General features: G+C 41.3%; 9 protein-coding genes. 7 read left to right on the top strand and 2 right to left on the bottom strand.

Translation table 11 applies throughout. The features are described from left to right. Positions 1–59 precede the first annotated feature (59 nt). Together ACS8FB_RS10355 and cysM are read right to left on the bottom strand one after the other, a co-directional pair. On the bottom strand, positions 60–884 hold the full coding sequence (locus ACS8FB_RS10355; protein WP_439262719.1) for a 3'-5' exonuclease: 825 nt from the start codon (positions 882–884) through the stop codon (positions 60–62). A 41-nt stretch (positions 885–925) separates the two neighbouring features. Then, positions 926–1891 carry a cysteine synthase CysM gene (gene cysM, locus ACS8FB_RS10350; RefSeq protein ID WP_439262717.1) on the bottom strand — a complete coding sequence of 322 codons (966 nt, stop codon included), beginning with the start codon at positions 1889–1891 and terminating at the stop codon, positions 926–928. Positions 1892–2347: 456 nt separating this feature from the next. Here cysM and ACS8FB_RS10345 point away from each other — a divergent pair, with 456 nt between their 5' ends. From ACS8FB_RS10345 to ACS8FB_RS10315, 7 genes are all read left to right on the top strand, one after another. After that, positions 2348–5911 (top strand): hybrid sensor histidine kinase/response regulator, encoded by a 3564-nt coding sequence (locus tag ACS8FB_RS10345; protein ID WP_439262715.1) that lies wholly within the window; start codon positions 2348–2350, stop codon positions 5909–5911. Between the two features lie 206 nt (positions 5912–6117). Next, positions 6118–6930 carry a crotonase/enoyl-CoA hydratase family protein gene (locus ACS8FB_RS10340; protein ID WP_439262713.1) on the top strand — a complete coding sequence of 271 codons (813 nt, stop codon included), beginning with the start codon at positions 6118–6120 and terminating at the stop codon, positions 6928–6930. A gap of 302 nt (positions 6931–7232) precedes the next feature. Continuing rightward, entirely contained in the window at positions 7233–8456 is a 1224-nt protein-coding gene (locus ACS8FB_RS10335) for a multidrug effflux MFS transporter (protein WP_439262910.1), read from the top strand. Between the two features lie 347 nt (positions 8457–8803). Next, entirely contained in the window at positions 8804–9316 is a 513-nt protein-coding gene (locus ACS8FB_RS10330) for a substrate-binding periplasmic protein (protein WP_439262712.1), read from the top strand. Positions 9317–9397: 81 nt separating this feature from the next. Further along, a complete protein-coding gene (locus ACS8FB_RS10325; protein ID WP_439262710.1) occupies positions 9398–9691 on the top strand; it encodes a substrate-binding periplasmic protein in 294 nt (97 codons plus the stop codon). 505 nt (positions 9692–10196) lie between these two features. Continuing rightward, on the top strand, positions 10197–11078 hold the full coding sequence (locus tag ACS8FB_RS10320) for a substrate-binding periplasmic protein (protein WP_299218112.1): 882 nt from the start codon (positions 10197–10199) through the stop codon (positions 11076–11078). 12 nt (positions 11079–11090) lie between these two features. Continuing rightward, positions 11091–13262 (top strand): ATP-binding protein, encoded by a 2172-nt coding sequence (locus ACS8FB_RS10315; protein ID WP_439262708.1) that lies wholly within the window; start codon positions 11091–11093, stop codon positions 13260–13262. Positions 13263–13264 lie beyond the last annotated feature (2 nt).

Genomic DNA, 13264 nt, shown 5'->3' with positions numbered 1-13264 from the left:
ATAATAAATAACTAAAAATGAGAGTAGGTGCTATTGTCGATAATACTGTGTTTGGTCTTTTATGGTTCAGGTACGGATGTCCAATCGGCAAGAAACTCATGATGGCGCGCTTGACCATCTGCTTGAGTAAAGTTTGCTAAATAGTCACGGCTTTGTTGTTGCCAATGATTATAAGACGGAGACGACAGCTTACCGGTTAGACGCAGCCAGCGTAGATATATCAGCCACGTATTCATGACATCAGATTCGCAATAGATCGATAGTGTTTGCCAATCATTATCATTAACCAGAGCGCCTACCATGCTGCCATCCACATCGGTCTTACCAGGTAGCCCATACAGGCTTGCAACCACATCCATCGCTTCACGGCGACTCGCACCATATTGGCTAAATCTGTCCATTAAATCTAGATGCTTGGTTTGAAAGCGATTGACATAATTATCAAAACGCATGTTTTTAATACGCTCGCCCTCTTCAAACAGCGATGGGGCAGACAGATCATACTGCATAGCGCGGTAAATGAGTACGGGTATATCAAAGCCTGAACCATTCCAGCTAATCAGCTGTGGCAAGGTTTCGATATCGCTGAAGGCGCGGAAAAACTTGGCAAGAATATCTTTTTCGCTAAACTTATCTGCCGTCAAAGAAAATAAAGAAAACTGCCCATCTTTGATGTATAGCGCTGAGATGCACACTATGCGCTGTAATGGTAAGCGCATAAAGTCATGGCCAGCTTCTTGTATTCGAATGGCAGTCAAGGCACTGAGCGCATCAGCGTCGCTTAAGTCAGCCAGTTTTGGATAAATACGACGTGCAGCATCTGTATCCGCCACAGTCTCAATATCAAAGACCAGTACAGGATTGGCAGGTAGGGCATGTGACATAAATAGTCCTAGTTACTTATTGTGCAAGCATTGGTCAGGCATTACGACTGAGTATTATCATCGACAGGAGTGTCATCGACATTGTATAGACCAGTTGATAGATAGCGATCACCGCGATCACAGACGATAAAGGCAATAACAGCATCAGGGTTCTCTTTGGCGACTTGTATAGCCGCCCACGCTGCTGCGCCTGATGAGACACCAGCAAAGATACCTTCAGTCTTCGCCAGTTTGCGCATATAGATTTCAGCGATATGTTGGTCAATATCCATGATTTCATCGACTAAATCTGCCTCAAAGATACCTGGCATATAAGCTGCAGGCCAGCGGCGAATACCGGCGATAGACGCCTCTTCATCAGGTTGCAGGCCGACAACTTTAATCGCTGGGTTTTGTTCTTTAAGGTATTGCGATACGCCTGTAATGGTACCTGTAGTGCCCATTGAGCTGATAAAGTGGGTAATTTTGCCTTCGGTCTGCGCCCACAGTTCAGGGCCTGTCGTCAAATAATGTGCTTGCTTATTATCAATATTATTAAATTGATCAAGCACAACCCCCTGACCATCAGCTTGCATCTGTAATGCCAAATCACGTGCAGCCTCCATCCCTTCATCGACTTCGATTAAGGTTGCGCCATAAGCTTTCATGGCGTCTTTACGCTCTTGAGTTGAGTTTGTTGGCATTAACAAAGTCATCGGATAGCCACGCATCGCGGCAACCATGGCTAAGGCAATGCCCGTATTGCCGCTAGTTGCTTCAATCAAGGTGTCACCAGGCTGAATATCTCCGCGCTGTTCTGCTTGATAAATCATATTAAAAGCAGGGCGATCTTTTACAGAGCCTGCAGGATTATTACCTTCGAGCTTTGCCAGCAACGTCGCTCCATTGGTAATACTTTCTTCTACAGGCAAACGATGTAATTTTACGAGTGGCGTTTGGCCAACACAATCAGCAAGTTCGGTAACTTGATTGATAAAATTGGCGTTTGGCGTAGTGGTGGAGGACATAGGGCACCTTTGTCTATTTTGGAATAATAGTATTGTAAATACAGTTCTAATCTTTGTTCTAGTCAATTTTGTACTGGTCACATCTCATAATGTCGTGTAACCATTTTATTTGGTATCGACTATAACCGAAAGTTATGACAAATTGAAAATGGCATCATTATATCATTTTGTTTTTAGCTACGCTGATAGCATCAAGATATTTTGGTAAATGAATAAGATTAAAAAGTCAGTCAACTAGGGTCTGTTGGGTATCTAAGTATGAGGACAGCGAATAGTCATGACAGTATAAAATAATTGTTGATATTTATGATAAGTTGATATGAATGGCCAAGATGATACCGACACTTCTAAATGCTGCTAAAATAATGAAAGTATTTAACATATTGATGGCTGGATAAAATCATTTATAGTGGTTATTGATAGATAGCACAGAAACCTGTAGGGATAAGTTTTAACATGGCATACAAAAAACGCTTTGATACCAGTAGCGCCTATGGTCAGTTGATCATATTGGTGTTTTTACCGATTTGTGTGTTAGCAGCAGTCGGCGGTATTCTTGTTTTTCATGAGACGATGCGTGCTAGTGAGTCAGAACAAGAAGCGTTAGCCGAGGCTGTGTTGATTCGTTACAAGCCTATGGTTACTGAGCTGATCCCTGCTTTGTTAGTGCAAGAACGTCAGCAGTCAAAAGCCAATGAAAAAAATTCGCAGGATATGATTGATGATATGGCGGCAGCCAGCCAAGCAGCACTTGAAAACAATATCCGACCTGAGTATCTGCCGTTGTCGCAAGTACATTCGGACCATTATATTAGTGCTCGTGGTGGACGATTGAGTAGTACGGTACTGTCAGAAGAAGCGCTTGGAGGTATGTCCACCTCTCGTCTATCGTCTGCTACAGTTATTGATGAAAGTCTCAACGAGACAGCCGATGCTCCTCAAGGGGCGATGGCCACATTGGTATCGATTCGCGATAGACTCAGCCGTATGCAGTCGGAGCAGCATGTACAACGCATTGCCATTATCAACGAAAATAATCAGGTACTTGCAACAGTCGGTTATGGTGTGAGCGAAAGTTGGCCTTTAATTGATGCATCACAAAGTTTTTTGTCCCAGCAATCGACGCCTATCGGTACAGCTTATGGCACTGTATTGGGTAATTTTGAAGGGCACAGATTGTGGTTGCTTGTCGATATGGATAACGAGCCACTTTACATCGCGCGTTACCGTATCGCGATGGCGCTCGTTATTACCGGTCTTTTTACGATTTTAATTTTGCTATTAAGTCTCAATATTTATGCCAAACGCTGGATTGCGCCTATTTATGAGCTGCGTTTGCAGCTACAGCGTACTCATGTGGACAATTTATACAAGCCTATTCCGGTTGAGTCTGATGGAGAGTTAAACTTATTACAACAAGACTTGGTTAAGACGTTACGGCGCTTGCACAGCAGCTTTCAGGATTTAAAAGACCACGCGGAACAAACCGAGGACGATCTACGCCTGGCTTTTGATGAGATGGAGATGCAAAACATTTCTATCAGAAATGCTCGTGATGATGCCATCTCAACCAGTCAGGCTAAGTCTGCATTCTTAGCCAATATCAGTCACGAGCTGCGCACACCTCTAAACAGTATTGATGGATTTATTAATTTGCTGGCGCGTCACGGTGAGCTCAATCCTGAACAAGACTTATACGTACATACCATTCGTAAGTCGTCTGCACATCTGCTGGCATTGGTAAATGATGTGTTGGATTTCTCCAAAATTGAAGCAGGCAAGTTGGTGCTTGATCGTCACGAGTTTGATCTTTATGACACTATTTATGACGTGGTCGATATGCTCTCTCCTGTATCGGCAGAGAAAGGTCTACGTATGGCCGTACTGTTTTATAACGATGTGCCGATGCGAATCGTGGGTGATGCCCTACGCCTCAAACAAGTTTTAACCAATCTTGTCGGTAATGCCATTAAGTTCACCGATAGCGGTGATGTCGTGGTGCGCGTAAGCTTAGATGATCATCGCGATAATCATCTGATGATTAGCGTCCAAGATAGTGGCAAAGGGATATCTCTTGCAGACCAAAAGATGCTGTTTCAAAGCTTTAGCCAAGGTGATCCTTCTATCACGCGTCAGTATGGTGGCACAGGATTGGGCCTTGTCATATCTAAGCAACTAACACGGCTTATGGGCGGTGATATTGGGTTTTATGACAATGCACAAGAAAATATAGCCAATCAAGGAGCGACGTTTTGGTTTCGTATGCCAACTCATATCGATGTATTGGAAGCTGCCACTGGTCAAACCATTGCCTTGCCAGTACTTGCACCACTGGCTAGTGCGAATGATGAGTTCAATGTATTGGTCTGGATCAATCACATTGCGTCAAGACAAGTTTTAAAAGCTAGCCTGCAAGTCCTGCCTATCAAACTTACTCAAGCCAACTCGTTACCTGGTGTGCTTGAGTCACTAAAAGAGCATGGCAATTATTGGGACTGGGTAATCGTCGACAACGACACACAAGATGACATGACAGCACTGCTTAAGCAAATTCGTTTGCACTATCAAGGCAAGCTTGCTGTGTTTGGCTATCAAGTTGCTGCTGACCAAGCGTTATTAAACCGCTATCATGCCAATGTCTTATATGAGCCGTTAGATAAGAGGCAGTTATATGCCATGCTCGACACTCAAAAGAAAAGCGAACCGGTCGCAGCGCAAGCACCGCGCTGGCATGGCATAACTGTGCTGGCAGTAGACGATCATCTGCCCAACCTTTTAGTATTAGATGCGCTTCTTAGTGAGCTTGGTATTCATGTCATCACTGCCAATAGTGGCTTTGATGCCATCGAATTGATCAGCAAGCAGCAGGCCAAAAATATAAGAAATGCTAAATCGTCGCAACAAAGCTTATCCAAAAAAACACAGATATCAAAAGCTCAGGCCCGTGCGCAAACCCATAAGGTGTCGGCCAATGCTGCCTCAACCATAGACATAGATACCGAAGAAAATTCGTTGGCCCATTCAAAAAACAACCCAGAAGATAAAGACAGCATCGATCTTATTTTTATGGATATTCAAATGCCACGTATGTCGGGTCGTGAAGCGGCGCAGCAAATCCGTAAAATAGAGGTTGGTGATAGCCATATTCCTATTATTGCACTAACGGCTCACGGATTGTCTGATGAGCGCGATAAGCTACTCGCAAGTGGTATTGATGACTACGTTGGCAAACCAATTAGCCAACCGCAATTGTTACAAGTGCTACAAAAATGGTTAGGGCGTACATCAACGTCGCAGCATTTACTACCAGTTGCGCCTACTGACGCTACCCATAGCATGGCGTCCAATGTCGTAGACAATACCAAAATCAAAAGTCTGTCTGTAGATAAAACTGTGCGACGTCCACTATCTCTGAAAAAAATCCGTGATGACTATATGCGAGATATTCACCCTCGTGATGAGTATAGGCGAGAGCCCCAACGGGCGACTCAGCCTCGTTATCAAAGCTTACAATATCAAGATACTCTCATTGAACAAGATGAGCAATCACAACACCCTTCACCGGAACAAACACAACAGGATCATGGCTCAAAAAGTAGCAGCATCGTTGGGATGGAGATATTGGACTGGCAAGATGCGCTGACACGTTCGGCAAACAAGCCGGATTTGGCTGCTAAGCTCATTATTATGATGATCGATACAATAGCGGATGAAAAAGAGGCCTTATCTCAAGCGTGGCAAGCGCGTGATCGAAATATGCTGGCGCAAGTTGCACACCGCATTTTGGGTGCCAGTCGCTATACTGGTGTCCCGCAACTGCGTAAAGCCAGCCAAGACTTGGAAGATAAGTGTCTATTAAATGTTCAACATACTACGCCGGTGCAGTTTGCCATGCTCAAGCCGTACTATGAGAACTTATTGCTTGCGCTCAACAATCTACAGGCGCTTGATCTATCACCATATCCGCAACTGAACTATCATCGCTTGAGCGAAAATGATATGACTTGGAAAATGATCTAGTGTGGTTGTCGTCAAAATAACTATCTGGTCAACTGTCACTAAAGTAATGCGTCAGATATTATAAAACGATATAGCCAATAAAATATCGATACCTCTGCAGTCAGTTATTCGCGCGCTACAGCAGATATAAGCCTGTTAAGATTAATAAAGTATAACTGCTAAAACGAACATCAACTTATCATCCAAATTGCTTATTAAGGATTGTTATGCATGCTATCGCCGCTCATCAATATAAAACCCTACAAGTTAGCGTTACCGAAAATATTGCCACCGTTACTATAAATCGTCCTCAAAAAAAGAACGCCATGAGTTTTCAAGTGGTTGATGAGCTGATCGCTGCTGCTAGACATATTAGTAAGGATAAAACGTTACGTGCCGTCATTCTTAATGGTGCTGAGGGGACGTTTTGTGCTGGTATAGATTTGGGTGATTTGAATCATCCCAAAAATCAAGCGTACGCTTTTTGGGAATTAATTAAACCTAACCAAAGCCTATTTCAGCAGGTCTGCTTGGTCTGGCGCGAAGTACCAGTTCCTGTGATTGCTGTATTAGAAGGGTATTGCATTGGGGCAGGATTACAGCTGGCTCTGGCGTGCGATGTGCGCATTAGTCATCCTGATTGCAAACTGTCCATTATGGAAGCCAAGTGGGGATTAGTGCCAGACATGGGATTGACGCAATCGGCACTAGGGGTCGTGCGTGCAGACGTGCTAAAAGAGCTAGCAATGAGTGCGCGTACCATTGATGCGGAGGAGGGGCGAACACTAGGGTTGGTTAGTCATTGTAGTGAATCACCATTACAACAAGCACAGTTGCTGGCCGCTGAGTTTGCCGAGCGTTCTCCTGATGCGGTGCTCGCAAGTAAGCGTGTCATCAATGCCATGTATCAGCAGTCGCATACGACGCTATATAAAGAAAAAATGTGGCAGTTAAAACTTATGTTAGGACGAAATCGTAAGCTTGCGCTCAAAAAAGCCAAAGAGGTCAGTACAGTGTTTAGCAAACGCCAGTTTCGTTAATTTAACCCTCAGCTTATAGCAGTGTTGTAGGTGCTGTTTAATTATTGAGGTTTGTTCTATTAAGGTTATATCTCTATTGAAATACAAGCAGATAGTACGATATAGGACTGTCTGCTTGCATATTTGTAACGATAATAAATTAGATATGCACCATTGTTTTTATCAGTAATGCTTGTCAATAAACAGGAATATTTTATTGATAACGTTTATATTGAATAAAAGCAATCGAAGTATCAACAGCAATCTCTGTATAAAATGGTCCCGCTATGTCTGCTCCAAAATCCTCTTTGCCCAATAAACCTATGACTGCTGAACGTGTGCGCGCTGCTGATCTGCCTGTTGCATGGATTATGATGCTTGGGCTGATTGTGGCGATAGGACCTTTATCTATCGATATGTATCTGCCTGCATTACCATCGATGGCAGATGATTTTGAGGTATCTACAGCATTTATGGCCAACTCCGTACCAGCTTACTTTTTTGGTTTGGTATTTGGGCAGCTATTTTATGGTCCTTTTAGTGACCGTGTTGGTCGGGTCAAACCTTTATATATAGGTATGACCTTGTATGTCATTGCATCGATTGTCTGTGCTACGACCAGTAACGAGTATATTTTGTTCGCTGGGCGGACATTACAGGCACTTGGCGCCTGCGTAGGTGCGGTCGTCACCCGCGCAGCGATACGTGATCGACTCACCGCCAAACAAACGGCTAAAGCTTTTTCTATTATGATTTTGGTAATGGGATTGGCGCCTATTTTAGCGCCATCACTTGGTGCACTATTCCTACAGTTCTTTGATTGGCATTCGATTTTTTGGTTTTTAGCAGCTTTTGGGGTGCTTAATTTACTATTAACTAAGTTTTTCTTTTTTGAAACCCTTACAGCAGAAAACCGTAATGTTCGCCCTGCTAAAGAAGTGCTCAGCCAATATTGGAGCTTATTAAAAGATCCAAGTTTCAACTATCCGGCAATTGGTGGCGGGCTGTTGATGGGGGCGATGTTTGTCTATATTAGCTCGGCTTCTGAGCTAATTATGGACACGTATGGTGTGTCAGCGACGCATTTTGGTTGGCTCTTTGGTATGAACGCTGCAGGGTTTGTGGCGTTAACTCAGCTTAATCAATGGCTCACCAATCGCTTTCGTATTTTGAGTATCTTACGTTTTGGTGCGATGATGCAGGTGATTTCGGCAGGCGTACTGTTTGTGGTTGGAATACTACTTGGTACAGATGCTTGGCTGCCGCTAGTTTTAAGCTGTATTTTCTTTTGTATTGCAGGTCTTGGTCTGACTCAGCCAAACGCTTCTGCCATTGCGTTGGCATTTCAAAAACACCGTGCTGGGATGGCAAGTGCCTTACAAGGCTCTTTGATGTTTTCAGTCGGTATTTTTGGTGGGCTATTGTTGAACCTATTTCCAGTTAATCCTGTACTTAAGATTGGTATTGCAATGTTTGCCTTAATGAGTCTGGGCTGTTTTTTAATTTGGAAAATAGATCGCAACTTAAATCTTGAAGATACGGATTAAAAATTTTGTTATTAGCTTCTATTTAAAAAGCATTCAGTTATCTAATAGATAATGAATGCTTTTTTTATACCTTTAACAAAAGATATATTACAATAATTTATATATAACCCAAAAATTTATTTCATTCAAATAGATGGGTAAAACTTTCAAATAACTTCTGTTATCTACCTTTTATCATACTATTCATCCACTTATCTAGTTTTTTCTATGTTTCTAGCTATCCTAAAATCACTGAATTAATATCAAATGTAACGGTTTGTATTTTTTATTACAAAAAAGTTATATACAAATTTGTTGGTTTGTTAAGAAAAAAGTTACTAATATTTTCCAATTTTCAAGGATGAGTTATGAAGACATTGTATAAAGTACTCCCGATAATACTAGGCGTAGGATTGTTTGGTTGTAGTAATTCTGGTTCCTCTAATAATGCCGTCACTCAAGATAGCGCTAGTACCTCCACTACCAAAGGTAAAGACGACTTTGTTAGTCAGTTGCCTGATACTGCCCCCGTGATTAAAGTGGGTACCGAAGCAAACTATGCACCATATGAGTTTAAAGACGAATACGGTAATGTTACTGGATTCGATATAGAACTGATGAATCATATTGGTGAATCACAAGGCTTTAAGGTTGAGGTCTATAACGACCCTTGGAAAAAGCTGTTTGATAATTTAGATAGTAAGAATAGAGATATGGTGGCCGCTGGTCTTACTTACAGTGACGAGAGAAATAGCAAATATTTATTGTCGGATGCTTATGCACCCTTGCCTACTAGCCTAGTGTACTTAGATAGTGAATTGAATATTAAGTCATTAGATAATTTGGACGATGTAAGTATTGGTGTATTAAGCGACTCTTAACCTTATCAATTTTTTGCAAAAGGCAATTATGCAGTAGGTGCTCTAGAACAGTATCCAACTACATTTGCGGCAGTGCAAGCTATGGCACAAGGCGAAGTTGATGCGGTTGCAGATGATTCTGGTGTTATACGTTATTTATTAAACGATTTATCAAGTTTAGACCCAATATATTTTGACTATGAAGGTATTGGCGCCGATGGTGCTCGAAAAGTTTTCCTTATCGATAAAAACCAACCTGAACTACTTGAAAAGGTAAATGTAGGGTTAGAAGGATTAAAAAAGGATGGTACTTATGCTGTGCTAACGACAAAATGGTTTGGTGAAGACTTGACTGAAACTGCTTTAAAACAGCAAAAAATGTTAGGAACAAGCTAGATTTCGATAAGAGCAAAGTCATCTGACCTTTTATTCTATTTCTTACAAAAAAGCATTCGTACGCACGACACGTATGAATGCTTTTTTTGTCAATATGTAAAGTTATTCTACGACCCTTTCGAGGGTAGAGCGACTGTACTGTACGATTCTATCCTATTAAATAGTAATGATTATCATTTACTACTCGTTTACCTTGATTGCTTTTATAAAGTTACTTAAGTATTATTCATTGTAAATTTGTGTAATAAATGTACTAGTCGTGCAGCATGTTATTTACCTAGATATTATATGTCTTTCTATGTAAATACCATGAGCTTAATATTAGTTTTTTGAATATTTTTGGTCAAAATGTAGTTAAGTTAATGCCAGTTCATTAATTTAAAAACACCAAATATATTTATGTATAGGTATGTTGTATTGAGTCAATAAGCAACTATTGAAAGCAAAAAACGATAAGTACAATTTATTAAACTGTAAAAACCTCCCAATTTTTCAAGGATAGATTATGAAACAGTTATATCGTGTACTTCCTATTGTACTAAGTGTGGGCTTATTTGGTTGTGGCAATTCTAACAATGCAGGCAATACAACTACGCAAGAAAACGCAACAACGACCAGTCCAACAGTGGCAGAAAACAAAGATACTTTTGTCAGCAAATTACCAGATGATGCTCCAGTAGTTAAAGTAGCAACGACAGGGACCATGCCTCCGTTTTCCTTTCAGGATGACTATGGAAATATGCAAGGTATTGATATTGATGCTATCCGTGCTATTGGAGAAGAGCAAGGCTTTAAAGTCGAGTTTTATAAAGAAACTTGGCAAGACATGTTTGATAGCGTAGAGACTGGCGGTCGTGACTTGGCGGTATCAGGTATCTCTTATAAAGACGATCGTAACGTAAAGTATGGCTTGTCCACACCTTACTTTTTTAACCCATCAGCCATGATGTACTCAAATAAAGACTTAGACTTGAAGCGTTTAGAGGACTTAGGAGGATTACATGTTGCTGGTATGGAAGGTGCAAAACCTGCAGAGCAACTAAAAGAAATTGGCAAATATGGTGAGCTTTCTACAAGAACCACAGCCTTTTTACTATTTGAAGACCTACTGCAAAACAAGGTCGACGTTATCCTACATGATTTGCCTATTTTGCAATACACCGCTAAGACCCATCCAGAGTATGACGTTACTATCGTACCGTATGAAGGTGAAGATACGCCTTCAGCGCAGCAAGTTGTACTAATGGCAAAGGATAACACTCAGCTTATCGACACTGTTAATGAAGGTATCACCAAACTTAAAGCAGAAGGGACCTTTAAGACAATCGAAGAAAAATGGTTAGGTGAAGCTCAATCTGACGCCCAAACTACTGAGCAAGCAAACTAAAGGACTTTCAACATGGCAACCACACATAATGTCGATAATAAGCGTTATCAAGGTCTGATTATATCAATTGCATTGTTCTTGTCGTTGATTGGTGCTTTGCTTGCGTTTACGTTTTATACCTCAAGCTTATTAGAAAGAAACACAGTATTAATTGATCAAACCAACCAAGTTGCCAACAGTGCGCAGGCGGTGATCAAAGACTTGTTTGATTTGGATAATAGCTACGGTGAGGATACCAACTCTCCTCATATGCAGCGAGTTTTTGAGCGTTTAGAGCAGAATACTGGGTTGATTACCAACTCTATTACAGCTATCGGACAAGGTGGTACGATTACTGATATCGATGGCGATACTTATGATTTACCGCAAGTTGATAGTAAGGCACAAGCCAACATCGTAGCAGCTAGTGAGCAATGGCAGCTTTTAGAACCTAAAATTCAAGCGTATCTAAAAGATGCTGATAATATTATGGTTGACTCTGCTGATGAGTTAACGCAAGCAGTCGAGCAGGCAAAGACATCAAGTTTGCTTATTAACGACTCTTTAGACCAACTGACTGATGATGTATTTACGAGTGCTGAAAACCAAGCCAATACTATTCGTCTGGTTCAGATACTTGGTGTTGCAGCAATCTTTGCCTACTTTTTGATCTTTGTATTCTTCTTTGTACGTCGCTTACGTGAAACAGATGCTGAAGCATTAGCAGCACGTCGCGAGACCCAAGAGATTATGCAAACGGTTAATACCGGCCTGTTCTTGCTTGATAAAGACTTAAATATTGGTCAGCAGCATTCAAAGGCACTCAATAAGATTATTGGCTCTGATAGCTTAGCAGGAGAAAACTTTGCCAGCGTACTACGCGGCCGTATTTCTGATAAAGATCTAACGACCACACGCCAGTTCGTTGAGCAGCTATACAATCCACGAGTGAAAGAAAAACTGGTTAACGATCTAAACCCCCTACACAAAGTATTGCTACATAACACTACTAGCGAACAGGGTTCGGACAGCCGTTTCTTAGATTTTAGATTTTCACGGGTTTATGAAAATAAAGACATTGCTCGTATTTTGGTCAACGTTAACGATGTATCAGACGCTGTTCATCTAGAACAACGTTTAGAGAAAGAACGTTCACAAAATGACATGCAGATTGAGATGTTAACAACCATCTTAAATGTAAATCCAAAAATCATTAATGAGTTCATCACTAACACCAAAACTCATATTGAAAAAATCAACAATATCTTAAAAAATCCTGGCAGTACGCAATATGAGCTTGAGGTTAAATTAAACGCTATCTATCGTGAAATGCATAGCTTAAAAGGTGAGGCCTCAGCATTAAAGTTACACAGCTTTACTAAGATTGCATCAGAAGCAGAAGATCAGCTTAACGTGCTACAAAATCAAGGCAAGCTGTCTGGTAATGACTTCCTGCCTTTAGCAGTGCATTTGGATGATTTGCTCAGTTTGTCTAACACTATCGAGACATTGGGTGAGCGTATCAACCGTACAGCGCCAGCTAGTGCAGCATCAGATGTACATGAAGCAGTAGTCCAAAATCAAGCAACAGATCTGTCAATAGATGGTTTAGAAATTGCAGGCAATGAGATTGACTTGGATGAAGAAGCTGACAGTCATTTGCTCGATTATTATCATGATTTTGCACGAGATATCGCAGCAAGACAAGGCAAACAAGTACAACTTGATAGTGCTACTTTGGGACAAATCAAGATACCAGAGCATCTTAAAAAGACCGTAAAAGAAATCAGTATCCAGCTGCTACGTAATGCTGTGGTACACGGTATTGAAACGCCTGATGTGCGTCAATCAGCTGGCAAGTCTGCTGTTGGTACAATTGGTCTTGAGATGCAAAGTAGTGGTCAAGATTTTATTGTGACCCTACAAGATGATGGTCAAGGTATCGACTATGATGGTATTCGTGAAAAGTTAGTCAAGCAAGGTCGTTTCGATGTCGAAGAGGCAAAACAACTTGATCGTAATGGCCTGTTAAAACAGCTGTTTTCTTCTGGATTTTCTACGAAAGAAGATGCTGACGAAGATGGTGGTCGCGGTGTTGGTTTAGACATCATCAAAGCTCAAGTAAAAGAATATGATGGTAAGCTCAATGTAAATAGTGAGCATGGTAAGATGACACGTTTTGTCATTACGCTGCCTAACGCTTAATT

The organism is Psychrobacter sp. 1U1 (assembly GCF_051847535.1).
In the GTDB taxonomy this organism is placed as follows: domain Bacteria; phylum Pseudomonadota; class Gammaproteobacteria; order Pseudomonadales; family Moraxellaceae; genus Psychrobacter; species Psychrobacter saeujeotis.
The sequence above is the reverse complement of the archived record's forward strand: the minus strand, read 5'-3'. Positions and strand labels throughout refer to the sequence as shown.

Bases quoted from the DNA above. Each gene is read 5' to 3' on its own strand.
- ACS8FB_RS10330 (WP_439262712.1), top strand. From the start codon at position 8,804: ATGAAGACATTGTATAAAGTACTCCCGATAATACTAGGCGTAGGATTG.
- cysM (WP_439262717.1), bottom strand. From the start codon at position 1,891: ATGTCCTCCACCACTACGCCAAACGCCAATTTTATCAATCAAGTTACC.
- ACS8FB_RS10340 (WP_439262713.1), top strand. From the start codon at position 6,118: ATGCATGCTATCGCCGCTCATCAATATAAAACCCTACAAGTTAGCGTT.
- ACS8FB_RS10335 (WP_439262910.1), top strand. From the start codon at position 7,233: ATGACTGCTGAACGTGTGCGCGCTGCTGATCTGCCTGTTGCATGGATT.
- ACS8FB_RS10345 (WP_439262715.1), top strand. From the start codon at position 2,348: ATGGCATACAAAAAACGCTTTGATACCAGTAGCGCCTATGGTCAGTTG.
- ACS8FB_RS10315 (WP_439262708.1), top strand. From the start codon at position 11,091: ATGGCAACCACACATAATGTCGATAATAAGCGTTATCAAGGTCTGATT.
- ACS8FB_RS10320 (WP_299218112.1), top strand. From the start codon at position 10,197: ATGAAACAGTTATATCGTGTACTTCCTATTGTACTAAGTGTGGGCTTA.
- ACS8FB_RS10355 (WP_439262719.1), bottom strand. From the start codon at position 884: ATGTCACATGCCCTACCTGCCAATCCTGTACTGGTCTTTGATATTGAG.
- ACS8FB_RS10325 (WP_439262710.1), top strand. From the start codon at position 9,398: ATGGCACAAGGCGAAGTTGATGCGGTTGCAGATGATTCTGGTGTTATA.